Raw genomic sequence first — 24,774 nt, 5'->3', positions numbered from 1 at the left:
CAAATCTCACAGTGACGACTCCTCGTCAGTGTCGCTTCGAAGCGATTGCATCGTGGCTTCGTTGTAGAGCAGAGAGTGCGCTGGGCAGCGAGTGCGCCACCATCGCAAAAATTGTGTCGACTACCAACAGTTGGCCGGTGCGGCTTGCCATCGCAGCCGATCGGAAACCGAATTCTCTACCGGCAGTGAGTAGAACGTGGTGTGACTGCACGGCGAGCGTCGATCGCGCCCCACCGGTGATCGCAGCGGTCGACGCCCCGGTACGACGGGCAAGGGCAAGTGGCTCGACGACATCGGAAGTCTCACCTGAATGTGAGATGCCCACTGCGATGTCGTCCGGTCCGAGCAAGCTGGCACTGACCATCGCCGCGTCGCGGTCGAGATGAACCCGGCAATTGACGTCGATACGCGAGAGCTTCAACGTGAGGTCTTGCGCCACGATGCCTGACGCGCCGATGCCGTACACCTCGACGCGGCGGGCGGATCGAATCCGGGACACAACTTCTTCGAGCGCAGCAGGATCTGTCAATTGCGCCGTGCCCTTGAGTTGTTCGGATTCGAACTCGGCGAGCTTGGCCATCACCTCGCCGGCCGAGTCGGCAGCAACGATGTCCACTCCGAGGGGGATCGTGTCCCCGGCGCCGGACCCGCTGATGGCCGCCAGCGCGAGACGAAGCTGTGGATAGCCCTCGAAGCCGAGCCGTTTGGCTGTGCGGACCACTGTCGCCGTGCTTGTCGACGCCCGCTCGGCGAGATCATTGACCGTCAGGGTGGAGGCCAGACTGGGGTCGGCTTCGATGATTTCGGCGATCCGCAGCTCGGCAGGCGAGAGGCTGCTCAGTGATGCGCGAATACGAGCAAGCAGGTCGACGGACGCCGGAGCGTTCCGGTCCAAAGTCATAACGCCTCGATTCGCATCGTTCTCGGAGCTGACGGCACCGATGTGATTCTAGGCAGCCCACGGCTTCCTGGGGTCAGAGATCCGAGCACACTGGCGTGACGCGCACCGGTGCACGAAGCAATGCTTCCGGGCAATCCGTGTGCGGTGAGGAAGCCGAGAACCGCAAAAGCCAATGCTTCCTTGATGTCGGAGGTGACTCCGAGTTCGTCCGAAGAGACAAGCGCGATGTCGCCCAGTTCGTCACGGAGCATCGCCATCAACGTCGGGTTCTTGGTGCCACCACCTGATACCACCACTTCGGTGGCCGCGAGTGCTTTGACGGAATCGGCGACGGTCCGGGCGGTCAGTGCAGTCAGTGTCGCGACGATGTCAGCCAGAGACAAGGATTCGTAGCCCCGCAGAGCTGCGAGTAGATAGTCCCGATGGAACAATTCCTTGCCCGTGCTCTTGGGAGCGGGCTGCGCGTAATACGGTTCGCTCAGTAGATGTGCCAGCAGATCGACGTTCCGTGTGCCGGCTGCGCCCAGAGCCCCACCGAGATCGAACCACTGCTCCCCCGCCGTGAATTCGCTTACCGCAGCGTCGATCAGCGCATTTGCGGGGCCGGTGTCGAAGGCAATCGGTACTGCGGCTCCATCTGCCGTCGATGTCGGAGCGCCACCCGGAGCAGTGACGTTCGCGATGCCACCGAGATTGAGCGCGACGGAACCCGAAGTTCTTCCGTTGAGCCACAATACGTCGAACGCGCTGACCAGTGGCGCACCCTGACCACCGGTCGCCACGTCGCGAGAGCGCAGGTCCGACACAACCGTGCATCCGGTCTTCTCGGCTATCCAGGCCGGCTGCCCGAGCTGAAGAGTGCCCTTTACCTGCGCTCCTTCGACCCAGTGGAACATCGTCTGACCATGTGAGGAGATCAATTCCGCACTGCCACCGCACAGTTCCGCGTTCGCCCGCGCGGCGACGGCCGCAAATGCCTGTCCGATCTCGGTGTCGAGTTGGCAGATCTGACCGACAGTGGTGGACGCCTGCGGTACCGCAGCCGCCACCGCAGCCCGCAACTCACCGGAATACGGTTCGCTGACCATCCCCAGTGGGGTGAGCACAAGAGTGTCCCCGTCGATCCGGATGTCTGCTGCGGCAGCATCGATAGCGTCGTACGAAGTACCGGACATCAGACCGATGACTCTCATGAAATATCCCTTACTCGGATCGTTTCGGCATTCGGAAAAGCTGCGGTCAGTCGACGAGTGCCCGCTTGTGGGCATTTCCTCGCAAGGTACTCAAGGCGATTGCACTGACGGCGCACGTTGCCATCACGAAGTAGGCCGGAATATCGAGATTGGAAGTTTCCTTGATCAGCCACGTGATGATCAGACCGGCGCAGCCCGAAAAGACCGCGTTGGACAGGGAGTATGCGAGTCCCAATCCGGTGTACCGAACCGAAGTGGGGAACATCTCGGAGAGCATGGCGGGTCCGGGCCCGGCAACAAGTCCCACTGCGGCGCCGGCTGCAAACACTGCAAAGCCCTTGGCTGTCAGAGACGTCTGCTCGTTCTGCAGGACGTTGAGCAGCGGCAGAGCCAAGACCAGAATTATCACGGTGCCGGTGAGCATGACCGCGCGTCGTCCGATGCGATCGCTGAGTCCACCCGCGATCGGAATGGTCACCGCGAAGCCCGCATTCGCGAGCACGGAAGCGACAAGTGCCTGATGGAAAGTCGCGTTGAGCGAACTCTGAAGATAAGTCGGCATCACGACGAGGAACGTGTAACCGGCAGCAGACCACCCCATCAAACGCCCGATTCCGAGCAGAATCGCCCTGGCCGTCTCTCCGACAGTCGGCTGCACTACCGGCGCCGCTGCATCAGCTGTCGGTTCGGACTGGACTGATCGAGCACGCTCGAACGACGGCGTTTCTTCGAGCCGGAGCCTGAGCCACAGGGCAACCAGCCCCATCGGAAGTGCGAGGAGGAACGGGATGCGCCAGCCCCAGTCACTGAGCTGTGAAGGGTCGAGGACAGTAGCGAGAAGTGCTGCGATACCCGCACCGGCGAGCAGTCCGAGTGCGACGGTGAACGACTGCCACGAGCCGTACAGCCCACGTCGACCGGGCGGAGCGAACTCGGTCATCACCGACACTGCACCGCCGAACTCACCACCGGCCGACAATCCCTGCAGAATTCGAAGGACCGTCAAGAGAAGCGGTGCCAGAATTCCGACGCTCTCGTAGGTGGGGAGTACACCGATCAGGGTCGTCGCAGCCGACATCAGCAGAAGAACGATCACCAGGGTGGGGCGTCGGCCGATGCGGTCACCGAGTCGACCGAAGAGTGCGGCACCCACGGGGCGGAAGAAAAACGCCAACGCAAACGACGCATAGGTCTTGATCAAGCTTTCGAGGTCGCCGGAGCCATCGGCGCTGAAGAAGTTCGACGCGATGATCGTCGCGAAGAACCCGTACACACCGAACTCGTACCACTCGATGAAATTTCCGACGGAGCCGGCGACGAGCGCCCTGCGCCGTTTGAGCTGCGCACCATCGTTCCGTGTCTGCACTGTGATGCCCATGCCGTCCTCCGTTGACGAAACCCGAATATGCAACAAAGTTTCATCTGAACGGAGTATAAATGTCAAGAAGTTTCACGATTGGATCTTTGCGGCTCCGAAATCACTATGCTCCCGCGAACGTGAATGCCTCCGCCTGTTCGAACTGGCCAGTGGAATCACCGGAATAGACGGTGCTCTCGTTCGCGCCGAGCCCGAGCTTTCGGACAGGCGTCCCCTCCGCGAGATCCATCGACGCCACGTCCACCCAGAAAGTATTCGGTGTCATCGCCGACTCGAAGAAATAGAGCGTGCGTTTGTGATCGACGACCGTACGCCAACGGGTCGACGAGATGTTGGGCTCGTCGGGAGTCGAAATACCCAGGGGCACCGATACATTCCGAATAACACTGAAGGTGGATGCCAATGCCGACCGCGGATCGTCCGTCTGCGGTATCGCATCCACATAGAACGATGCCCGCGCGAATCTGTCAGCGGCACGGTTGGTTCCGGGCAGCATGACGGTTCCGTTGATCTGCTTCCAGTACTCGTTGACGGCGAGTTGCTGATCGAAGATCGGCGAATTGGTCATCACCTGGTACTCACGGCTGTGATGAATCGTCGGGCGCCCACCGACGTACTCGATGATCGCGCTGTCTCCCCCAGCGTCCGAGAGCGACATGTGCAGCGTTGCGAGGCGGTCTTCGCCGGGAACGGCAGCGGTCACTACCGTGAACGGTTCCGACGCGAGCACTTCGACCGCTTCCTGAACTGTCGCAAAGCGATCCAGGACGTATTGCGCCCACGCCGCGATAGACAATCCCGGGGTCGAACCGTCATACGTCGGGTACTCGGACTCGACCAACCACAAGAGATTGGCAGACAGCCCAGCCTCGTTGACCCCGTCGGTCGTGCACATGTCGTAGGCCGTCGCGACAACACTTCCATATTTCGACGTCCACTGTATCGAGTTCGGACCTGCGCAGCCCCCTCTGGTCATGCCGCGCGGGAAAGCCCAGAGGTTTGTTCCGAGATCGACCTTCCAATCCATCGATCGAGCAGTGATCACAGTGTCGTTGGGCCCCAAGTAGACCAAGCGTGTACACATCGAAAACTATCCCTTCGTTACGGCGTGACGATATTGAAACTGGGATCGAAGGTATCGAGCAACCCTCCCAGCGTCTCGAGCGCTGATTCGTCTCCGTCGAGCGAAATCTTCCCGGCCTTGGCCAGTTCGGCGGCCGCGCCCGGTTGCAGAAGCGCTCCCACGAGTGCCGCTTTCGGGCCCGAGACCGTCAGTTGTGTGTTCGGTGACGCGCCCTTACGTGCATTGAGGACGCCGCGCTTGACCCACGCAGTCCATGCCTCGTCGCCGCGATCGGTGAACACGAAATCGATCCGCAGTTCCGCGTCGGTGGCCTTGTCGCCGATGAGATGTATTGCGACGAAGTCGAAGAGGATGTCGATGGGCATCGCGAGGACACTGTCCTGGCTCGCGGTGACATAGGGGGCGGGCTGGGCGCCTTCACGGAGCTCCAGAGCGGCCGAGAGATAGATCCCACGCCACTGTGGCCCCTCGGCTTGATAGCCCATCTGCTCGTAGACGTCGGCTTGGAGGTTCCTCGCTTCGGTGTTCTCCGGTTGCGCGAACACCAACTTGTGCAGGATCTCTGCCGCCCATCGGTAGTCCGCGGCGTCGAATGCCCGCTTGCCCTCGTCCAGGATCTTCTGCGCGCCAAGGAGATCGACGAACCTCTTCGCCGATTCGACCGGCGGATGTGGATGAAGCGACACCGGATCGCCGTCCCACATTCCCAGTTCCTTGGTGTACACGGCGCGAACGTCGTGGTGCAGAGTTCCGTGATATCCGCGGTTGTACCACTTGCGCCCGAGTTCGTCCGGCAGTTCGATCACCTCGGCAGCTTCGAGCGGTGTGTACCCCTTGTTCGCGAGACGGAGCGCCTGGTCGTGAATGTACTTGTAAGTGTCCCTTTGCGATTCGATGAACGGCACCAGGTTCTCGTTACCCCACACCGGCCACGTGTGCGGTCCGTAGTGAACAGCCGCTTCGTCTCCCCATCGTTCGAGAGTCTCGTCCAGATACCGAGCGAAGTTCCGAGCGTCGCGAGTGCGCGCGCCTCTGAGGGTCTGGATGTTGTGGAGCGAATGATTGGCGTTCTCCGCACAGGTCAGCGCGGCGAGTTCGGGGATCCAGATGTGCATTTCCTCCGGGGCCTCGGTATCCGGCGCATACAGGAACTCGAATTCCAGACCGGCGATCTCACGCTTCGTTCCGGTCTCCGTGATGCTGTCGGTCGGCGAAATATACGAGATCTGAGGGCCTTTGGTGCTGAGCACACCGATTCCGCAGGAGACTGCCCCTTTCGGGCCGAGGTCGAGCAATCCACCGAAGGCATAGAAAGACCGCCGGGCCATGGCATTGCCGGCCACAACGTTCTCACCGATTGCGAACTTGTCGAACGATGCGATCGTGCCGGGTGCGATGATCGGCACCTTTCCCGACGCAACGTCCTCGACGTCGACGATTCCTTTAACGCCGCCGTAGTGGTCGATATGGGTGTGCGTGTAGATGATTGCCGCGACCGGCTTGTCGCTGACGTGCTCGCGAATCATCTTCATTCCCTGCCGTGCCGATTCGACTCCAGCCATACAGTCGATGACGATCAGTCCCTCGTCGCCCTCTACGACCGTCAGGTTCGCGATGTCGTTGTTGCGCACCTGGTAGAGGCGATCCGTCACCTGGTAAAGCCCACCTCGGCGTATGACCTGACTCTGGCGCCACAGGCTGGGGTTGACGGTGTCCGGCGCGGGAACGTCGTCACCGATGTACGCCAAAGCGTCCGGGTCGAAGACCACATGCCCGTCGTCGCCGAGAACGTTGCCCGGCAACGGAGCGATCAACCCTCGATCCGCGTCGGCAAAATCCTGCCGGTCATCCATGGCATACCGCGCGACTGCCTCGCGATTCGCCGTGACTGTGGCCGGTGTTGCGTCCTTAGGTGTCTGGCACATGGCACTCCCCGCTCGGATACGACGATCTGATACCCCATCATCTGTATCGGTTGGGCACGCGCTTGGAATCACCCGCGCAGGGTGAAGCTCGCACGAACACGCAAGGTGATCAGCCGGGGAGTTCCTCGGAATTCCGAGATGCGAGTGCAATTAACAGGACTGCGATCCCACATCCGGCAACCAGGATCCATCCCAGCCTCGATGCCTGCGCGACGTCTACCGGTGCACTGCCGCCGATAATGCCACCGGCCAGCGCCACACCGAGAGCGGCACCGAATTGGCGTGCACTGGAAGTTATTCCACCGGCAAGCCCCGCCTGCGATCTCGGCAGCCCGTTGACGGCGGTGTTGGTGATGGGGGCATTCGAGAACCCGAATCCGATACCGAGAAACAGGTAAGCGGCCAACAGCATCGGAATCGCCGTGTTGTTGTCGAGCGAGACCAGGCACAGTCCACCGAGCGTCGTGAAACTACCGGCGATCAGCAGCGGCCGCCGCGGGCCGAAGCGTCCGACGAGTATTCCGGACAACGGCGCGCAGACCGTTGCCGCAACAGCCATCGGGAGGGTGATCGCGCCGGCCAGGGCCGGACTCATACCGCGGGAGTGCTGCAAGTAGAACGTGCCGAGCAGTAGCGTCGCGTTCAACGCCACGAACACCACGACAGCGCCGATCACAGCCGACGAGAACGGTCTGCGGCGGAAGAGTGCGAGATCCATCAGTGGCTCGCGCTTGCGTGATTCGACGCGGATGAATGCGGCCAACGCTGCAGCAACAAGGACATACCCTGCCGTCGCCGCGGCAGAGAACCATCCGATTCGCGGACCCTCGATCAGAAGGGCGACCGCCCCGCCGACAAGAATCACCAGTAGCAACTGACCGGGAAGGTCGAGACGTCGCGACTGCTGCACTCGGGACTCCGGTACAAACACAGCAGTCAAGACGAGCACGGCGAAGATCACCGGCACGTTGATCCAGAAAACCGATCGCCAGCCGAAACTTTCGATGAGCACGCCGCCGACGATCGGCCCTGCCGCCATACTCAGGCCGAAGACCGCGGCCCACACCCCGATCGCCTTGGCCCGCTCCTTCGGGTCGGTCATCACGTTGACCACGATCGCCAAGGCAACCGGACTGAGCATCGACCCACCGACGCCTTGGACGACCCGCGCCGCGATCAGCACCTCCACGGACGGAGCGAGTGCGCAGGCAATCGACGCCACCCCGAAAACGACAAGCCCGATCTGAAAGACTCGTCTCCTGCCGAATCGATCGGCCACCGCTCCGGACGAGATCAGCAAGCTGGCCAGGACGAGTGTGTACGCGTTGACGACCCATTCCAGACCACGGGTTCCGACGCGAAATCCCTCACCGATCGTCGGCAGGGCTACGTTGACGATGGTCGTGTCCAACCCGACGACGAACAGGCTCGTGCAGCAGATCGCCAGGATGCCCCATCGCCGCCGTGCATCAAGTCCGATCACTTGCGGTTCGATCCCGCTCGAAGGTTTCATGGTCGGACTCCATCTCTCGAAGTGCTCTGCCGTACTCGACTGTCGAAAGGATCGTTGCTCTCCAGCGTCCGAAGTCGGTAAGAATTTTGCGGAAACTGCAAAGATGGGCGGCATGGATGCTGAATTCGAGCAGTTGATCACCGATATCGGACCGAGGCTGCGCACGCTTCGACGCGATCGCGGATTGACTCTCGAGGCGCTGTCCGAGGCCACCGGCATCTCCGTCAGCGCACTCTCACGCCTCGAATCGGGGAAGCGTCGTCCCACCCTCGATCTGCTGTTGCCGCTTGCCCGGGCGCACCGGGTCGCGCTGGACCAACTCGTCGGCGCTCCCGCTACGGGCGATCCCCGGGTTCACCTCACCCCGAGCCGACGCAAGAACGGCAGTGCCGTCGTTCCGTTGACGCGCTATCCCGGCCGCGTGCAGGTCTTCAAGCAGGTGATCGGTCCGCGTCCACCGAAGCTGGTCACCCACGCCGGCTACGAATGGCTCTACGTCCTCGCCGGGGATCTGCGTCTCATCCTGGGGGCGAGCGAGGTTCTCCTACGCCCCGGTGAAGTCGCGGAGTTCGACACTGCCGAGCCCCATTGGTTCGGGCCTGCCGATGAACAGGTGGTGGAAATCTTGCATCTTTTCGGCCCGCAAGGCGAGAAGGCACATGTGCGCACGAAGGCAAAAACTACTACTGCACAAGACCTGGTTCCCGAAAGTTAGGTCACTGCATGCGTTTTCAATCGGTTCGACAGTGTGTGAGCGTGCTCGAGGAGCAGCGTTCCCAACTCGGCATGACGCGCGGGCCGGAAGCGAGTTTCCACTCCGGTCAAGCTCAACGCCCAGGCCGGGCGACCGTTGCGGTCGAACACCGCGGCACCCATCCCCCAGCTTCCCTCGACGATGAGGGCTGGATTGACGGCGTAGCCGGTGACCCGCGTCGACTCGATTCGCTCTCGAATCGATGTCTCACTGTGGATCTCACCCCATTCCGAATCCAGATTCACCCGGGCGAAATAGTCGTCGACGTCCCGCGCCGGTAGGTGGCTCAAGATGGCAAGGCCGGCCGACGCGACTCCCAACGGGAAACGCTTCCCCTCGTGCAGCACGTGAGATCGCAGCGGAAAACTGCCTTCCTGACTCAGGATGCAGACAGTCTCGTCACCTCGACGTGCCGACAGGAATGCGCTCTCCCCCGTGACCCGGGCGAGTTCGTCGACGACGTCGCGAGCGCGGTCGGTGATGTCGTACCGATTTCCGGCCGCCGCCCCCAGGAGGTACAACTCCGGACCGAGCGACCACCGACCGGTTCGTGCGTCACGGTCGACCAGTCCTTCGGCAGCCAAGGACGTGAGCAGTCGGTGCGCGGTGGGCCGAGCGAGGCCGGTGAGCTTGCCCAATTCCGTGGTGGAAGCGCCCGTTGGTTCGGACGCGCCGAGGGCTCGCAGAAGTGCCGCCACCCGCGCGACCATGGCCGGCGATTGCTCGTGAGTTGGCATGCCTTCATCCTAGCGTCCATTCAGTGAACGAATTTTCTTCAGATGGTCAGTAGTCGATCAGTTCACTGTGGATGTTCGAGATTGCTTGAACCTGTGAACTGGAGATAGTTCACTGGATATTGAAGTGAGTGAGTGTCTACTCAATGAACGCCTGGCAGGGAGAGAACATGACAGCAAAGGTGTACGAGTCCGCAGCAGACGCGGTCGCCGACATCGTCGACGGCGCAACGCTGGCAGTCGGCGGATTCGGTTTGTGCGGCATCCCCGACGTGTTGATCGACGCGATCGCAGCTACGAGTGCAACCGACCTCGAGGTGTTCTCCAACAACTGCGGCGTCGACGATCACGGCCTCGGAATCTTGCTGAGCGCGGGACGTATCCGACGGGTGACCGCGTCGTACGTCGGTGAGAACAAGGAGTTCGCCCGGCAGTACCTGGCCGGCGAACTCGAAGTGGAACTGACGCCGCAGGGCACGCTCGCGGAGCGTCTTCGCGCCGGCGGCACCGGAATCCCGGCGTTCTTCACACCGGCCGGAGTGGGTAGCCCGATCTCCGACGGCGGAATGCCGTGGCGTTACGACGCCGACGGCTCGATCGCAATCGCCTCTCCCCCGAAGGAGACTCGCGTCTTCGGCACCAAGCGTTACGTGATGGAAGAGGCGATCAACGCCGACTACGCACTCGTGCACGCTGTTCTCGGAGACACCGACGGCAACCTCGTGTTCGACAAGACCGCGATGAACTTCAACCCCCTCGCTGCAATGGCCGGTCGCATCACGATCGCGCAGGTGGAACGCCTGGTCGAGCCCGGCGAGATCGATCCGGCGTCAGTGCATCTGCCTGGGGTCTTCGTCCAGCGCGTTGTCCACACCGGACCTCAGAACAAGCGAATCGAAAAGCGAACCGTCAGCGCTTCGGAAGGAACCACACGATGACCGCACCAGTGACAGTGACGGGTTGGACGCGCCAGCAGATGGCAGCGCGGGCGGCCGCAGAGATGATCGACGGCGAGTACGTCAACCTCGGAATCGGTCTTCCCACACTGATTCCCGGATACCTGGGCTCGGACGTTCGTGTGGTCCTGCACTCGGAGAACGGAATTCTCGGCACGGGACCGTATCCCACCGAGGACAACGTCGATCCTGACCTCATCAACGCCGGCAAGGAGACGGTCACCGTCAATCCCGGTGCGGCATATTTTGATTCAGCCCTCTCGTTCGGGATGATCCGCGGCGGCCACATCGACACCGCAGTCCTCGGCGGTATGCAGGTGTCGAAGACGGGCGACCTCGCCAACTGGATGGTGCCGGGCAAGATGGTCAAGGGCATGGGCGGCGCAATGGACCTGGTCCACGGCGCTCGACGCGTCATCGTCGTCATGGAGCACAACGACCGCGACGGCAACCCCAAGATCGTCGACGCCTGCACCCTGCCGCTCACCGGCCAGGGAGTGGTGAATCGGATCATCACCAACCTCGCCGTCATCGACGTGAGCGAAGACGGTCCACTCGTCTTGTGTGAACTCGCCCCCGATGTCAGCGTCGAAGACGTTGTCGCCGCAACCGGCACCGAACTGAAAGTAGAACTGGCATGACCGACACGACAACTGTGATTGTTGCGGGAGCTCGTACCCCGATGGGTCGACTCCTCGGATCGTTGAAGGACCTCTCCGGGTCCGACCTCGGCGGCATCGCCATCAAAGGCGCCCTCGACAAGTCCTCAGTCGCACCCGAGCAGGTCGAGTACGTCATCATGGGACAGGTCCTCACCGCCGGCGCCGGCCAGATGCCCGCCCGCCAAGCCGCCGTCGCCGCCGGCATCCCCATGAACGTGCCCGCCCTGAGCATCAACAAAGTGTGCCTGTCCGGCATCGACGCCATCGCCCTCGCCGACCAGATGATCCGCGCCGGCGAATTCGACATCGTCGTCGCCGGCGGGCAGGAATCGATGTCCCGCGCACCCCACATGCTCGAAAAAAGCCGCGAAGGCTTCAAATACGGCGACGTCACGATGCGCGACCACATGGCCTACGACGGCCTCCACGACATCTTCACCGACCAGGCCATGGGCCTGCTCACCGAACAGGTCAACCAACACGAGAGCGCCCACATCACCCGCGCCGAGCAGGACGCCTTCGCCGCCGCCTCACACCAGAACGCGGCCCGCGCCTGGAAAGACGGCTACTTCGACAACGAAGTCGTCCCCGTCTCCATCCCCCAACGCAAGGGCGACCCGATCGTCTTCGCCCAGGACGAAGGCATCCGCGCCGACACCACCACCGAATCCCTCGGCAAACTGCGTCCCGCGTTCAGCAAGGACGGCACCATCACCGCCGGCTCCGCCTCCCCGATCTCCGACGGCGCCGCCGCCGTCGTGGTGATGAGCAAAGCCAAGGCCGAAGAACTCGGCCTGACCTGGATCGCGGAAATCGGCGCCCACGGCGTCGTCGCCGGACCGGACTCCACCCTCCAGTCCCAGCCCGCCCGGGCCATCGCGAAGGCCTGCGCCAAGGAAGGTATCGACCCCACCGATCTCGACCTCGTCGAAATCAACGAAGCGTTCGCCGCCGTCGGGATCGCCTCCACCCGCGAACTGGGCCTCGACCCCGCCAAGGTCAACGTCAACGGCGGCGCCATCGCCGTCGGACACCCCCTGGGCATGTCCGGTGCCCGCATCGCCCTGCACCTCGCCCTCGAACTGCAACGCCGCGGCGGCGGCATCGGCGCAGCCGCACTCTGCGGCGGCGGCGGACAAGGCGACGCACTCATCATCCGCGTCCCCAAGGTGTAATCAGTTTCTGCTGACCAGACAGGTCGCCGAGCCCTCATCGTGCTCGGCGGCCTGTCTGATTCACGCCGGAGGTTACGTCGGGTCGAGTGTCGTCAAGCGGTTGCGCAACAACTTCTCGATCTCCGACCGTCGGTATCTCCGATGTCCGCCAAGCGTTCTCAGAGTTCCGACTTTGCCCTCCCTCGCCCATCTGGATACCGTGGTCCGGTCGACGTGGAACAGTGCCGCAACCTGTTTGGTCGTCAGCCACTCATCGACAGGTGCTGTGTGTTCTTCTTCTCGGCTCATTGACAGACATTCGTAGCCGCAGCCCGAAGGGACGGGTCCGATGACGAATTGGCTACCCCAGGTGCGCTGTGAAAGACTCGCTGCAAACCTTTACTATTCCTTGGGGAAACTATGCCGAAGTCGGTAACTCTGATCCGTTCCACATCACTCTCTTCAGTCGCTGAATATGCCTATGCTGCAACGGCTCCCGCCGAGGCTCGACTGATCTTTCTCGCAGGATCTTGCCCGTTGAACGAGGACGGTTCCACCGCCGCCGTCGGCGACTACGCGGGACAGGCAGCCAAGGCCGTCGACAACCTCAGAACCGCCCTCTCGGACGCCGGCGCGTCCATCACCGATGTGATCAACACCCGCGTTCTGGTGGCGTCGAGCAGTCAAGAAGACCTCGTTGCGGCGTGGGAAGTAGTCCGCGACGCGTTCGGCGATCATGACGCCCCGAGCACTCTGATGGGTGTGACCGTTCTCGGTTACGACGATCAGTTGGTCGAGATCGAGGCAATCGCGGCCGTCGTCGACTGAACTCGAACTGGCTGGACGTTCCTGCCGGGGATCTTCCCTACCGTGGATCTTCGTGAGCCAGGGCCCGGTAGCCCTTTGCTCCCGCACGATCAACGGCGGCGCGCACAACAGCGAAGATGGCGCCCTGCAGGGCAGCGGCGATCAGGACTTCCCTACTCGACCTGCTCAAGTCCTTGGGCTCGGGCGCATTCTTGTCGTCACCGATGCGCTTCCACACCTGTTGGAAAACTGCACCCGCCAAAATGCCGCCCAGGACGCTCGTGGCCAGCGAGAGTGGCTTGTACATCGCTTTCGATACTGCGCTCATTGCGCGGATCCTCCGTCGTTCGACACGTACCGCCTGAGCGGCTGACCGACTCTCACTACCCCGCAGGCGAGTTGTCGAAACATCGCAGCGGCGAGACGCGAAGTCGACTGTCGCACGTTATGTTCCACGGGTTTACCACTTCTCGAGCCGGGTAAGATCGTCTTAGCGAAAGAAGGTTGTGTAAGTCATGGAAAACTACAGAATCGAACTACCGGACGGTACAACGGTGATGGAAGATTTCGTCTCGGATCGCGCCGCGATCGCATACGCGGTCGATTTGAATCACGGTTGCAGCGAAAAAGTGTCGGTATTCCGTATCACCGACGAAGGGGAAACGATCCCGACTCGGATGTGCCCCAAGCCGAATCCTGGTTCGCGGCGTCACGCGCGAGCTGTCCGATAGAAGCCAGTCAAGAAGCGTCGAGCCGAGGGAAGAGAGTTTCCCTTGCGAGCAGCAGCAAGGCCGCAGCGACCGGAATTGCCAGCAACGCACCGACAATACCGAGCAACGCTCCGCCCAACAGAACCGCGACGACAGTCACCAGTGCCGGGACCGCCACCGTCTTCCCGATGATCTTCGGGACGAGAAGGTAGTCCTCGAGCAGGCGTAGTGCGACGAAGAACGCAACAGTCGCCAATGCCGTTGGGACAGAGACTGTCAGGGAGACCAGGGCGACGATAACCCCTGCGATCGTGGAACCGACTATCGGGATCAAATCGAGCAGAGCGACCAGCAGCGCCAAGATCAACGGATACGGCACGTCGAAGATCACCAACCAGGCGAAGGTGCATCCTGCGGTGATCACAGAGATCAGAACATTGCCCAGGACATACCCGCCCACACCTGCCAGTATCTGGTCACCGATGGCGATTGCTCGCGGCCGGCGCGAATGTGGCACCAGCCGATACAGATTCGTGCGGATTCGTGGATAGTCGATCAAGAAGTACGTCGTCAGTACAGCAACGATTCCGGCGTCGGCGACTGCGCTGAACACCGCCCGCCCCGCACCGAGCAAACCCGTCGCGAGTGCAGAACCCGAACCATCCAGTTGTGTCGTGAGGTGCTGCTCGAGGTGATACTTCTCGTCGAGGTCGCTCACGATCGGATACCGGTCACGAATGTGTGTCAGGAGTTCGGGAGCGTGCGATGCGAACTGGCGTCCCTGCTCGACCAGCGGAGTGATCGCAGCAACGAGGAACAGAGCCAACATCACGGCAATTCCGAGGAGCACCACGGTGACCGCGATCCAGCGTCGGAAATTTCTCCGCTCCAGCCAGACGATCACCGGTTCGATGCCCACCGCGAGAAACAATGCGACCACGATCAGGATCAACATGCCCCGCGCCGCAAGCAGCACCTCGATCACCGCGTACGTCACGGCAACTCCGGCCGCGGCGCTCAGTCCGATGAAGAACGGTGAACGACGATCGAATCTCGGTCCGGGTTCGCCCAGCGGCCGGACGGGCGTCGCCAATGCTGCGGCTTCACGTTCGGCTTCCGCCATCGGATCTATCGGTTGAACTCCGCTTTCGGAATCCGGTGATGTGTCCGCGGAACTGGGATCCATCCAAGCCACCTCACGATCCGCGCGACTTCCCGGCTCGAGGGTGAGTACCCGTGCCGCAGTCGGATCAACCTCGAGGCTTCTCCGCTCCGCTTCGTGTCAGCGCGAGCCCGGTTCCCACAACACCGATGATCGACACGGCGATGGCGATGCTCGGCCAACCGTCGCTCTGCCAGTAGACGTCGTCGAGAGTGATCAGTAGTGCGGCTTCGTCGACGATGAGTCCGAGCGCAATGCCCAGCGCGATGCCCATCCAGGTTCTTGCGCGAGGACTTCGGTCGACGAGTCCGAATATCGCTACTCCCGCCAACAGGAGAATTCCCCACAGGTAGTGATGCAGATGAGTGCCACCGGCGCTGATGTCGCCGACGTCCCTGGTATCGATCTGGATCAACCAGGTCACCAGACGTGCTCCGCCGAACGTCAGCGTGAAGGCCACCCACGCCAACACCAAACCGCGGCGCGATTCGTCAATTTGATTCCATCTGCGAGGGAATCTGAATCTCTCTGCAGATTTCTCTTCGTCCTGATCTCGAGAAAGCATCCTTCATGTTTACCCGACGCCATTCAGAGTCAGGTTTCGGGGTGGATGCACCGACACGTAAATCGAGAACGAAAAAAGCGGTACTCGATCTCCGAAGAGATCGGGTACCGCTTTCTCAGCTACTCGCGCAGTATCGATCAATACCAGACTTTTCGTCCGCCCACTGCACGCCCCGTAGCACCGAGGATAGACAGAACTGCACCTACGACGACCAAGATGATGCCGACAGTGGTCAGAATGCTCAACCCCGTGAAAAAGCCGATCAACGCCAGAATAATGCCGAGAACAATCATGTGAGAACCTCATCCGGTATGCGTATAAAAATGATCTACTCAACTGACGCTACTACAGAAACTTCGCAATCGATAAATCCGATAAATACATTCAAAAATACAAAACTCGTATTACTACCCAATAGTGTCGCTGTTAAAACATCAGCCTTTCTTTTACTTCTCCGTCACGGTTCCACGTCCTCTATCTTCGCCTCGACCGCCGGCGTGATGTGGCTCAATACGCAGCGCCAACGACCGTCTCGTCGCGCGAACACGTCGGTGGTCCACTCGTCGGCGTCGTACTGCCTGCCGTCGTAGTGCGCAGTATTGGTGATCCGAGTGGTGAACAGCGCGACGTCACCGAAGAAACTCACGCGAGCGCTCCCGACGCGGTCCATCGCCGAATGCGTCAGGTCGCCTGAGGCCACGAAGCCCAGAAACTCCGCTTTGGTCGATACCCCGGATTCCGAGACGATCACCCAGTCGTCTGCCATGAAGTCGCCGATCCGTTCGGCGTCGTTCGAGCACATCGCGACGTTCCACTCGTCTGCGACAGCGATCAACGCCGCACTCTCCTGATCCGACATGTCTTCTCCCTGTCGTCGGGGCGTCACCCCTGGCGGGTGATGCCCCGACGACAGGGTTCCCGCAAGGTGGACTTCGAACCGACGTGAACGACGAGAGGGCAGAGATGACCGACACCAGCCGCACCGAGCTTGCAGCTCAGGCGTACATCTACGGATTTCCCCTCGTTTTCAATCTCGATCAGGTCCATCGGTACGTTCACGACGGTGTCGGAGCGAACCCCGCCGCACCTTTCAACACCTTCAGTCACGCCCGCACACTCGCCGGCCCCGCAGACACTTTTGTCACGATCAACAACGACACCGTGTATTCCATGGCGCAGATCGATCTCTCTGTCGGCCCCGTTGCGCTGCACGTCCCCGATACCGATGGCCGTTACTACGTCCTCCAGTTCGTCGATGCCTGGACAAACAATTTCGCCTACGTCGGGCACCGTGCCACCGGTACGAAGAGCGGAGACTTCCTTCTCGTCCCACCCACCTGGACGGGAACACCGGCGGCCCAGACCACGGTGATCAGATTTCCCACGAACATTGCGTCCATCGTGGGCCGGTGGGCATGCGGTGGCGACGACGACCTCCCCGCAGTGCACGCCTTGCAGGACGCCACCACCCTGACCGTCGTCGACTCCACCGGGACCCCGGCCGGTCTCCCAGTCCCCGACGCCGGGGTAAGCCAGGACCTCCTGTTCCTCGAGAAACTCCGCATCTGGTCACAGGCCTTTCCGCCGGCCCCGCGCGATCGAGAACTCCAGGAATCGTTCTCGCCGATCGGCATCAACGAGCCCGGTGCTTCTCCCTATACCTCACACTCTGCCGACTCGCTCTCTGCCGACGAGGCAGCCGCGTTGGCTGACGGTTTGACGATCGGTGAGAAGAATCTGCTCGAGGCCCTCACGAAAGGCTCCAGCCCCGAAGTCAACGGATGGAAGCTCACATTCCACGCCTTCGACTACAACCTCGACTACTTCGAGGTCGGCACAATCGACGATCCACAATTCAAGATCGCCGATCCCAAGTTGCGCATCGTCGAACGCGCCGCGGCTGCCAAGGGCGGGCTGTGGGGTAACCACCCTTACGAAGCGGCGTACATCATGACCTACGTCGACGATCAGGGCGAGCAGTTGAACGGAACGCGTACCTACACAATCAGACTCGACCCCACTCCGCCGGTGAGCGCCTTCTGGTCGCTGACGATGTACTCGGTGCCGGACTTCTTCCTCGTGGCGAACCCCGTCGACCGATACTCGATCGGCGACCGCACTCCAGGAATCATCCACGACGCCGACGGTGCGTTGACGATCACGATCAGCCACGAGGAGCCGAAAGATCCCACGGCGAAGGCGAACTGGCTGCCCGCCCCGCGCGGGGATTTCCGACCGGTACTGAGAATGTACGAACCTTCGCCCGCCGTGCTCGATCAGTCCTACGTCGTCCCCGCCATCACTCGCTCGCGAGAATGACGGCTCGCGTCTGACGGCCTGCCTGGGGGTAGGCCGTCAGACGGACGCAGAATCAGGCGTGTGTGCCGCCGTCGACACGGATCTCCGTGCCCGTGATGAAGGCACCATCGTCGGATGCCAGCATCGCGATAACTCCCGCAACACTTTCCGGCCCGGCCATGGGGGCACCACCGGACTCCAGATCAGTGCTCAGAATCGGTGACAACTTGCCGAAGAGCGACCAGTCGGTGTCTTCCGGCAAGTACGACGCCGTGGTGTCGGTGATCCCGCTCTTCACACTGCCTGGAGCCACCGCGACGGCACGCAGACCCTGCTTGCCGTATTCGAGAGCCAGTGCGTGAGTGAAGGACTGGATTCCTCCCTTACTTGCGGCATACGCGGCCATGTACGGGTGCGCGAAGGCCGCGGAGGTGGAACTGAAATTCACCACGACTGCGTTGCCGGTGGCGAGGAGAGCCGGCAGTGCCTGACGAGTGACGAGGAAAGTGCCCGTCAAGTTCACGGCGAGCACCTGATTCCACAGGTCCAGCGAGGTCTCGTGGGTGTGCCCACCACGCAGTATCCCGGCGGCGTTGACCAGTACGTCCAATCCCCCGAGAGTCGAAATCGCCTGACCCACAACCTCGATGACGGAACTCTCGTCACCGATATCGACGACGACGGTGTCGAGACGACCCTCCGTCGAGGCATGTTCAGCCGACTTCCGTGTGTCTGCCAGACCCTGCTCGGAGATGTCGGCAGCGACCACTCGGCCACCTTCGGCGAGCAACCGCAGCGCGGTTGCCTGCCCGATTCCAGATCCTGCGCCGGTGACGAGAATACGACGACCTTCGAAACGATTCATTGCTGTGTACCTTTCACGAAAACGAGTTGGCTGGTAATCCAGGCTCGGTGGCGCCGACAGTCACAACTCACCCGCGAGAGTCTTCAGGTACGGGAAATACGCAGCACTGCAACAGGTGTGGCACTGCGAAATCTCGGCGAGGCTATGCCCGCAGAGGTGGCGAATGTCAGACGGATCCGGCCGGTGCGGCCAAGGCTCTTTCGATCCAGACGAGACCAGAGGGGCGGCGGTCGATCGCCTTACGCCCCCGTCGGAATGTCGCTACGCCGAATCGGGCCGTGCGCAGTGCACGGCCGGAAGCGAAAGAAGAGCGGCGTATGGACATCACAAGCACGGTAGCAGCGCGAGCACAGGTCGCTCAAACGCGTTGTTCGCGGAGCGTGTCGTTCCAGGTAAGCAGATGTCGCTTCTGGACAACTCCAACTACTTAGGCACACTAACCTGATGGCACTCGACAATCCGATCCAGGAGCACAACCGATGACACATGCAGACGCCACGAGTACAACAACTTCCCCGACGACCGTCCTACGCACCGCCGACCACAATCGCGGACTCAACGACGTTCTCGCGATCGTCGAGGCAATGGAGCGACCGAGCGACCACCTGCTGCGGATCACGGCTCACTTGAGCGATTCGACCGACGACCCGACCTGGTCACGCCCGAATGTGACCGTACGCATGAATCTCGGGCCGGCCTTCGACGACGCTTCGCGCGTGTACACGGTGCGTTCCTACGATTCAGCGAGCGGATCGATCGTCATCGACGTGGTCCTGCACGGACAGACCAGTCCGATGATGAGATGGGCGGCGGCGTTGACCGTCGGCGACACCTTCGGCCTCACCGGTCCGCGGCCACACTTCTTGATCCCTGATGTTCCCGGTCGACGTATCGCACTCTTTCTGGACGGCACCGCAATACCTGCGTTGCACTCGATCATCGAGCAGTTGCCTACCGACGTCGCCGGAATCGGCTGGGTCACAACAGATGACGAGGTCGCCTTCGCCGAACTACCCACCCTCCCCGGCCTGGAACTTCACCGCGTCAGCGTCGATCCCGCCGAGCCCGACGGCCCACTGACGACGCGGGCGCGCGAGCTCACCGATCCCGAGAGCTACGTCGTGTGGGGCGCCGGTGAACGCAGTGAGATGCGCGCAATACGGAAGCACTTTCGCTCGACCGTCGGACTCGACAAGGACGACGTTGCGATATTCGGGTACTGGAAGCAGGGCATCAGCAACACCGAGATCGACCTCCGTCGACGCGAGAACTACGAGCGCATCCTCGCCGACGGTGGAACCCTGACCGACATCGACGACCTGGCCATCGAGATCTGATTGCCTACACCGGCCGACCTGACCGGCAGTGCACTGCGGTGATAAGTTCCTCTGTGCCAGCAGACCTCCACACAGGGGGTCAGGGAATCCGGTGTGAATCCGGAACTGACGCGCAGCGGTGAGGGTGACCGCCCGGGCTTACGCCACTGGATGAGAATCTGGGAAGGCGCTCGGGTGGGGCGATCTCGAGTCCGAATACCGGCTGGCAGCAGGGGTCAACAGGCGCCTGTTCACACGGTAACGGGTTCCGCGTACGAGCCCCTGCGAGAACGAGATTCCATGCGTCTGTCCAGACTTCGCCTACCCGCCGCTGCCGTTGCAGCCCTGTTGGGCGCATCCTTGGTTGCCTGCTCCTCCGACGACAGTTCTGCCGAACAATCCAGCGCCTCAGTCCAGAACTGTGGCCGAGACGTCACGGTGGAGCGACCGATCGAACGGGCGATCGCGGTAAATCAGCCTGCGGCCGAAATGCTGTTCGCGCTGGGAGTGCAGGACCGGATGGCCGGCTACGCCATGAGCGATGACGACGTCCTCCCCGAACTGCGCGAGGCGCGTGGTCAGGTGAAGGCCTTCGACACCGAGTTCCCGTCATTCGAGAGTGTCCTCGAACGCGAACCCGACATGGTTTACACGACCTTCAACTACACGTTCACCTCGGAAGGCATCGCCGACCGGACCAAGTTCACCGACCTCGGTGTCGCGACATATCAGTCTCCCAGCGAGTGCACCGGTCAGGATGCCGAGCAGAGCAAGGCCCTCACGCTCGACGACTTGTACGACGAAATCGACGACGTGGCAACACTGTTCGATGTCAAGGACAAAGGCGTCGAGCTCACCGAGAGTTTGAAGGATCGCGCGGCCACCGCCACGGCGGCACTGGGAGCTGAGAACGTGACGCTGGCGTGGTGGTACGCAGCCACGAAGACTCCGTACTTCGCCGGGTGCTGCGGTGCACCGGGAATCATGACCGACGCGGTGGGTGCGAAGAACGCCTTCGACGACAACAAGCAGTACTGGCCCGAAATCGGTTGGGAGAGTGTGCTCGATCGAGACCCGACCGTGCTGGTGCTCGCAGATCTCGACCGCGGTGGAGACGGCGACAGTGCCGCAGACAAGATCGCGTTCCTCGAATCGGACCCGGTCGCCAGCAAGCTCACCGCAGTGAAGAACAAGCGTTACATCATCCTCGAAGGCACGACGATGGATCCCTCGATCCGCAATGTCGGTGGCATCGAACAGCTCTCCGACGGCCTGCGCCAGTTGGGTGTGGTCTAGATGTCCGCGGAGATCAGAGAACTGGTGCGTCAGTGGGACGACCAGCAAGCCGCATACATCGCCGATCGCGAGAAGCGCTTCGACGTGATTCTCGACGTTCTCGAATTGCAGCACGCGCACACCCCGTTCACGGTCGTCGACCTGGCCTGCGGGCCGGGTTCACTGAGCGCCCGGATTCTCGAGAAGTTCGAGCACGCGAGCGTTGTGGGGATCGATTACGACCCGATGCTGCTGGAGCTCGCCCGCCAGTCGTCGACTCGTTTCGGCGACCGACTGCAGCTGATCGACGCAGACCTCGCGGGAGCCGATTGGCCTACTACGGTCACTGCGCCGGTTCAGGCGATTGTGTCGACGACCGCACTGCACTGGTTGCAACCGCAGCAGCTCGTCGAGGTGTACCGGCAGTGCCGCGAACTGCTGAGCCCCGACGGTGTCCTGCTCAACGGTGACCACTTTCGCTTCGACAGCCGCTCCCCCGTCATGAGTCGATGGGCGAAAGCTCACGACGAGCAGACACAACGCTCCGCTTTTGCGACCGGTGCTCCCGAGTGGGACAGCTGGTGGGACGGGCTGCGGGCCACTCCCGGCATCGGGGCACTGACCGGCGAGCGTGAGCGCAGATTCGCCGGGCGCGACGCCACCGCGACCACTGCCGTCGACTTCCAGTTGGCGGCGCTCGCGCAGGCGGGTTTTCGGGAGTCGGGAACGGTCTGGCAACTGTTCGACGACTACGTGGTCTACGGCGTGAGATGACGACAAGCGTTCGGCTGCGTGACAACCCGAAAGCCGTCACCCTGCTGTGGGTGATCGGTGTTGTCGCGCTGGCCGGGTCGGCCGCCGTGGCGATCACGTTGGGGCCGGCCGGTCTGTCGGTCGGCGAGGTGGCCTCGATCGTCGTGGGCCATCTCGGCGGTACCGCGGCGGACGTCACCCCTATTCGCGACGGAATCGTGTGGGATCTCCGTCTGCCGCGTACTCTGCTCGCCGCGCTCTGCGGTGCCGGCCTCGGGTTGTGCGGAGCGATCATGCAGTCTCTGCTTCGTAATCCACTGGCCGATCCCTTTGTCCTCGGTATCTCGTCCGGCGCCTCGACCGGCGCCGTTCTGATCGTGATCCTCGGAGTGGGGTCAGGGGTGGTCGGACTGTCGAGCGGCGCCTTCATCGGCGCGGTGATCTCCTTCGCACTGGTGCTGCTGCTCGCCCATGCGGCCGGCGGCACACCGGATCGGGTGATCCTGGCCGGTGTCGCCGCGACCCAACTGTTCTCCGCGCTCACCTCGTTCATCGTCATCACCTCGGCTGATCCAGAGCAGACCCGCGGTGTGATGTTCTGGCTCCTAGGCTCACTCGGCGGCGCCGACTGGCTCGATGTCGCGCTCTGCGCAGCGGTGGTGGCAATCGGCCTGGTGGTCTGTCTGACTCACTCCCGTGCACTCGACGCGTTTGCCTTCGGTGAGGACGCCGCGTCGTCGCTGGGAGTGAACGTATGGCGGGTACGGCTGACCTTGCTACTGGCAACAGCTTTGATGACCGCAGTGATCGTGAGCGTCGCAGGCGCCATCGGCTTTGTTGGCCTCGTCCTCCCGCATGCGGCGCGCGCTCTCGTCGGTTCGAACCACCGCCGACTCCTGCCCGCATCGGCACTGATCGGCTCCATCTTCCTGGTCTGGGTCGACGCCGTGGCACGCACAGCCATTGCGCCGCAGGAACTCCCGGCCGGTGTGGTGACCGCACTGGTCGGTGTGCCTGCGTTTGCCGTCATCCTCTGGAGACGGAAGGCCAGGCCATGACGCTCGAAGCGACCGGTATCAGCTGGCGGGTCGGCGGGGCGCTCATAGTCGACGACATCGCCGTCTCCCCCACCACCGGAAGTACGGTGGGGCTCCTCGGCCCAAACGGTTCGGGAAAGTCGACGCTGCTGAAACTTCTTGCCGGGCAGAATCGTCCGACGTCCGGAATGGTGACCCTGGACCGAACTCCGTTGTCCGACTGGAAACGGCGCGACGTCGCGCGCCGAATCGCCACCGTCGACCAGCACAGCAACACCGAGATCGATCTGACTGTTGCCGAGGTCGTCGAACTCGGACGCACACCGCACCGCGGTCTGTGGGGCGGGCAGTCCGAGTCCGATCGTGACGCCGTCCGCGCAGCGATCGAACACACCGACCTCGCCGGCATGCTGGACCGGTCGTGGCACACCCTGTCAGGCGGGGAGCGACAGCGCGTCCAGATCGCACGCGCCCTCGCCCAGGAACCCCACGAGTTGCTACTCGACGAACCGACCAATCACCTGGACATCAACCACCAACTCGAATTGCTCGCGCTCGTGCGACGCCTGCCCACCACCACGATCATGGCGTTGCACGATCTGAATCTGGCCGCCATGTTCTGCGATTCGATAGTGATGCTGAACCGGGGATCCATCGTTGCCCACGGAAGCCCGACCGAGGTCCTCACTGCCGACCTGATCGCCGAGGTCTATCAGGTCGACGCCGAAGTACGCCTTGATGGTCCCGGGGGCGCACCCACCGTGCGATACCTTCCGCCTTGCCACATGTAACCGTTCCGAGTGCCAATATGGATACGTGACCCTCGATGATGTCGCCGACGAACTGTACGGGCTCGACCCCGGCGAGTTCGTCGAGGCGCGTACACATCATGTGAAGGCTGCCCGTGACGACAACGACCGCACATTGGCGACGGAGATCGGAAAACTTCGGAAGCCGACCACCGTGGGATGGTTGGTCAATCTCATTGCGCGCGATCTACCGGAAGATCTGGATGCGCTTCTCGCACTCGGCGAATCGCTACGCGACGCCCAGCGCCATCTGTCGGGCCCGGACCTGCGCCGACTGACGACTCAGAGGCAGCAGGTGGTGCGGAGTCTCGCGCACAAATCCGGTGAGATTGCTGCTTCACGCGGAAAGAGCGTCGGCGAGGATTTGTTGCGTGATGTCGCGCAGACGCTCAATGCCGCCCTGGCCGACGAGGAGACTGCCGCGCAGGTTCGACTCGGACGGGTGGTGACCGCCGCGAGTTACAGCGGTTTCGGACCCTCCGGGCTCGCCGTGGTGAAGGAGAAATCACCGCAGCACGCCGCGGTTGAGGAGCCGCAGACTCCGAAGTCGAAAACTCCGGACCTGAAGACCGAACGTGTCAGAGCAAAAGCAGAATTGAAGGAAGCCACGGCGCAAGCCGACGAGATCCGCCGCCGGGTGAAGGCAGAGACCGCCGAACTCGAGGAAGTCAGAACGACGATTTCAGACGTCGAGCGTCGTGTTGAAGAACTGCGCGCCGAACTCGAGCACGCTGAGCAGCAACGACAGTTCGCACGGAACGCCGAGAAGACCCGTGATGCTGCGGTTCGAGAATCCGAGAAAGAACTCCGTGGCGCAGAGCGTCGCGTCGACGAAGCAGAACAAAACCTCGCCGCAATCAATTCATAGACATCCTGTTCATTAATCGATAGTCTGCCATTTATTGATCAGGTTGATCATCCTG

The 24,774-nt window shown here is 62.1% G+C and carries 27 protein-coding genes and 1 riboswitch; of the genes, 13 read left to right on the top strand and 14 right to left on the bottom strand.

Features of this window, described 5'->3' with window-relative positions; translation table 11 throughout:
• Positions 1-25 precede the first annotated feature (25 nt).
• From ACFQ6Y_RS17485 to ACFQ6Y_RS17460, 6 genes are all read right to left on the bottom strand, one after another.
• Positions 26-901 carry a MurR/RpiR family transcriptional regulator gene (locus ACFQ6Y_RS17485; protein ID WP_378635112.1) on the bottom strand — a complete coding sequence of 292 codons (876 nt, stop codon included), beginning with the start codon at positions 899-901 and terminating at the stop codon, positions 26-28.
• Positions 898-2,094: an anhydro-N-acetylmuramic acid kinase gene (locus tag ACFQ6Y_RS17480; protein WP_378635107.1), complete on the bottom strand. Its 1,197-nt coding sequence runs from the start codon at positions 2,092-2,094 to the stop codon at positions 898-900. Before ACFQ6Y_RS17480 ends, ACFQ6Y_RS17485 begins: the two co-directional genes overlap by 4 nt.
• Before the next feature lie 46 nt (positions 2,095-2,140).
• The gene (locus ACFQ6Y_RS17475) at positions 2,141-3,472 is read right to left on the bottom strand and encodes an MFS transporter (RefSeq protein WP_378635103.1); all 1,332 of its coding nucleotides are present in this window, start codon (positions 3,470-3,472) and stop codon (positions 2,141-2,143) included.
• A gap of 103 nt (positions 3,473-3,575) precedes the next feature.
• Positions 3,576-4,556, bottom strand: coding sequence for a linear amide C-N hydrolase (locus ACFQ6Y_RS17470; protein ID WP_378448704.1), 981 nt, complete (start codon positions 4,554-4,556; stop codon positions 3,576-3,578).
• A 17-nt stretch (positions 4,557-4,573) separates the two neighbouring features.
• Positions 4,574-6,481, bottom strand: a complete 1,908-nt coding sequence (locus ACFQ6Y_RS17465) for an alkyl/aryl-sulfatase (protein ID WP_210378069.1) — start codon at positions 6,479-6,481, stop codon at positions 4,574-4,576.
• 109 nt (positions 6,482-6,590) lie between these two features.
• Positions 6,591-7,994, bottom strand: a complete 1,404-nt coding sequence (locus tag ACFQ6Y_RS17460; RefSeq protein WP_378635100.1) for an MFS transporter — start codon at positions 7,992-7,994, stop codon at positions 6,591-6,593.
• Positions 7,995-8,106: 112 nt separating this feature from the next.
• Between ACFQ6Y_RS17460 and ACFQ6Y_RS17455 the strand changes: the two genes are divergently transcribed.
• Positions 8,107-8,709, top strand: coding sequence for a helix-turn-helix domain-containing protein (locus ACFQ6Y_RS17455; RefSeq protein ID WP_378635097.1), 603 nt, complete (start codon positions 8,107-8,109; stop codon positions 8,707-8,709).
• Here the strand turns inward: ACFQ6Y_RS17455 and ACFQ6Y_RS17450 are convergent.
• Positions 8,706-9,485 (bottom strand): IclR family transcriptional regulator, encoded by a 780-nt coding sequence (locus tag ACFQ6Y_RS17450; protein WP_378635095.1) that lies wholly within the window; start codon positions 9,483-9,485, stop codon positions 8,706-8,708. The genes ACFQ6Y_RS17455 and ACFQ6Y_RS17450 overlap by 4 nt on opposite strands.
• A gap of 167 nt (positions 9,486-9,652) precedes the next feature.
• Here ACFQ6Y_RS17450 and ACFQ6Y_RS17445 point away from each other — a divergent pair, with 167 nt between their 5' ends.
• From ACFQ6Y_RS17445 to ACFQ6Y_RS17435, 3 genes are read left to right on the top strand one after another with little or no spacing between them, the layout of a single operon-like run.
• The gene (locus ACFQ6Y_RS17445; RefSeq protein ID WP_172436629.1) at positions 9,653-10,420 is read left to right on the top strand and encodes a CoA transferase subunit A; all 768 of its coding nucleotides are present in this window, start codon (positions 9,653-9,655) and stop codon (positions 10,418-10,420) included.
• Positions 10,417-11,079, top strand: a complete 663-nt coding sequence (locus tag ACFQ6Y_RS17440; protein ID WP_378635092.1) for a 3-oxoacid CoA-transferase subunit B — start codon at positions 10,417-10,419, stop codon at positions 11,077-11,079. The genes ACFQ6Y_RS17445 and ACFQ6Y_RS17440 overlap by 4 nt, the downstream gene beginning before the upstream one ends.
• Entirely contained in the window at positions 11,076-12,275 is a 1,200-nt protein-coding gene (locus tag ACFQ6Y_RS17435; protein ID WP_378635089.1) for an acetyl-CoA C-acetyltransferase, read from the top strand. Before ACFQ6Y_RS17440 ends, ACFQ6Y_RS17435 begins: the two co-directional genes overlap by 4 nt.
• Before the next feature lie 72 nt (positions 12,276-12,347).
• Here the strand turns inward: ACFQ6Y_RS17435 and ACFQ6Y_RS17430 are convergent, their stop codons facing one another.
• Positions 12,348-12,563: a BldC family transcriptional regulator gene (locus ACFQ6Y_RS17430; protein WP_317551308.1), complete on the bottom strand. Its 216-nt coding sequence runs from the start codon at positions 12,561-12,563 to the stop codon at positions 12,348-12,350.
• Positions 12,564-12,674: 111 nt separating this feature from the next.
• Between ACFQ6Y_RS17430 and ACFQ6Y_RS17425 the strand changes: the two genes are divergently transcribed.
• Positions 12,675-13,082, top strand: coding sequence for a RidA family protein (locus ACFQ6Y_RS17425; protein ID WP_378535644.1), 408 nt, complete (start codon positions 12,675-12,677; stop codon positions 13,080-13,082).
• Positions 13,083-13,119: 37 nt separating this feature from the next.
• On the opposite strand, the gene ACFQ6Y_RS17420 is transcribed toward ACFQ6Y_RS17425, so the two are convergent.
• A complete protein-coding gene (locus tag ACFQ6Y_RS17420) occupies positions 13,120-13,389 on the bottom strand; it encodes a DUF4235 domain-containing protein (RefSeq protein WP_209448388.1) in 270 nt (89 codons plus the stop codon).
• Positions 13,390-13,576: 187 nt separating this feature from the next.
• On the opposite strand from ACFQ6Y_RS17420, the gene ACFQ6Y_RS17415 reads away from it, so the two are divergent.
• Complete coding sequence (locus ACFQ6Y_RS17415; protein WP_283306092.1) at positions 13,577-13,792, top strand: hypothetical protein; 216 nt, start codon at positions 13,577-13,579, stop codon at positions 13,790-13,792.
• A gap of 7 nt (positions 13,793-13,799) precedes the next feature.
• Here the strand turns inward: ACFQ6Y_RS17415 and ACFQ6Y_RS17410 are convergent, their stop codons facing one another.
• The 4 genes from ACFQ6Y_RS17410 to ACFQ6Y_RS17395 form a co-directional block, all read right to left on the bottom strand.
• Entirely contained in the window at positions 13,800-14,957 is a 1,158-nt protein-coding gene (locus ACFQ6Y_RS17410; protein ID WP_378635086.1) for an AI-2E family transporter, read from the bottom strand.
• Between the two features lie 64 nt (positions 14,958-15,021).
• A complete protein-coding gene (locus tag ACFQ6Y_RS17405; protein WP_378448717.1) occupies positions 15,022-15,498 on the bottom strand; it encodes a hypothetical protein in 477 nt (158 codons plus the stop codon).
• Positions 15,499-15,635: 137 nt separating this feature from the next.
• Positions 15,636-15,791: a DUF6131 family protein gene (locus ACFQ6Y_RS17400; RefSeq protein WP_003945564.1), complete on the bottom strand. Its 156-nt coding sequence runs from the start codon at positions 15,789-15,791 to the stop codon at positions 15,636-15,638.
• Positions 15,792-15,955: 164 nt separating this feature from the next.
• Positions 15,956-16,357: a nuclear transport factor 2 family protein gene (locus ACFQ6Y_RS17395; RefSeq protein WP_378635083.1), complete on the bottom strand. Its 402-nt coding sequence runs from the start codon at positions 16,355-16,357 to the stop codon at positions 15,956-15,958.
• Between the two features lie 104 nt (positions 16,358-16,461).
• Here ACFQ6Y_RS17395 and ACFQ6Y_RS17390 point away from each other — a divergent pair, with 104 nt between their 5' ends.
• Positions 16,462-17,817 (top strand): DUF1254 domain-containing protein, encoded by a 1,356-nt coding sequence (locus ACFQ6Y_RS17390; protein ID WP_378635080.1) that lies wholly within the window; start codon positions 16,462-16,464, stop codon positions 17,815-17,817.
• Between the two features lie 52 nt (positions 17,818-17,869).
• On the opposite strand, the gene ACFQ6Y_RS17385 is transcribed toward ACFQ6Y_RS17390, so the two are convergent.
• A complete protein-coding gene (locus ACFQ6Y_RS17385; protein WP_378635077.1) occupies positions 17,870-18,661 on the bottom strand; it encodes an SDR family NAD(P)-dependent oxidoreductase in 792 nt (263 codons plus the stop codon).
• Between the two features lie 479 nt (positions 18,662-19,140).
• Here ACFQ6Y_RS17385 and ACFQ6Y_RS17380 point away from each other — a divergent pair, with 479 nt between their 5' ends.
• The 6 genes from ACFQ6Y_RS17380 (at position 19,141) to ACFQ6Y_RS17355 (ending at position 24,719) form a co-directional block, all read left to right on the top strand.
• On the top strand, positions 19,141-19,998 hold the full coding sequence (locus ACFQ6Y_RS17380) for a siderophore-interacting protein (RefSeq protein WP_378635074.1): 858 nt from the start codon (positions 19,141-19,143) through the stop codon (positions 19,996-19,998).
• A 40-nt stretch (positions 19,999-20,038) separates the two neighbouring features.
• Positions 20,039-20,220, top strand: a riboswitch (cobalamin riboswitch).
• A 57-nt stretch (positions 20,221-20,277) separates the two neighbouring features.
• Positions 20,278-21,273, top strand: coding sequence for an ABC transporter substrate-binding protein (locus tag ACFQ6Y_RS17375; protein WP_378635071.1), 996 nt, complete (start codon positions 20,278-20,280; stop codon positions 21,271-21,273).
• Positions 21,274-22,026, top strand: coding sequence for a class I SAM-dependent methyltransferase (locus ACFQ6Y_RS17370; RefSeq protein ID WP_378635068.1), 753 nt, complete (start codon positions 21,274-21,276; stop codon positions 22,024-22,026).
• On the top strand, positions 22,023-23,063 hold the full coding sequence (locus tag ACFQ6Y_RS17365) for a FecCD family ABC transporter permease (protein WP_378547358.1): 1,041 nt from the start codon (positions 22,023-22,025) through the stop codon (positions 23,061-23,063). The genes ACFQ6Y_RS17370 and ACFQ6Y_RS17365 overlap by 4 nt, the downstream gene beginning before the upstream one ends.
• Positions 23,060-23,833 carry an ABC transporter ATP-binding protein gene (locus ACFQ6Y_RS17360; RefSeq protein WP_378635065.1) on the top strand — a complete coding sequence of 258 codons (774 nt, stop codon included), beginning with the start codon at positions 23,060-23,062 and terminating at the stop codon, positions 23,831-23,833. The genes ACFQ6Y_RS17365 and ACFQ6Y_RS17360 overlap by 4 nt, the downstream gene beginning before the upstream one ends.
• A gap of 25 nt (positions 23,834-23,858) precedes the next feature.
• Positions 23,859-24,719 carry a hypothetical protein gene (locus ACFQ6Y_RS17355; protein WP_378635062.1) on the top strand — a complete coding sequence of 287 codons (861 nt, stop codon included), beginning with the start codon at positions 23,859-23,861 and terminating at the stop codon, positions 24,717-24,719.
• Positions 24,720-24,774: the final 55 nt, after the last annotated feature.

This window comes from Rhodococcus sp. NPDC056516 (assembly GCF_042794655.1).
Lineage (GTDB): Bacteria > Actinomycetota > Actinomycetes > Mycobacteriales > Mycobacteriaceae > Rhodococcus_F.
This window is presented reverse-complemented; position numbering and strand designations above follow the sequence as displayed.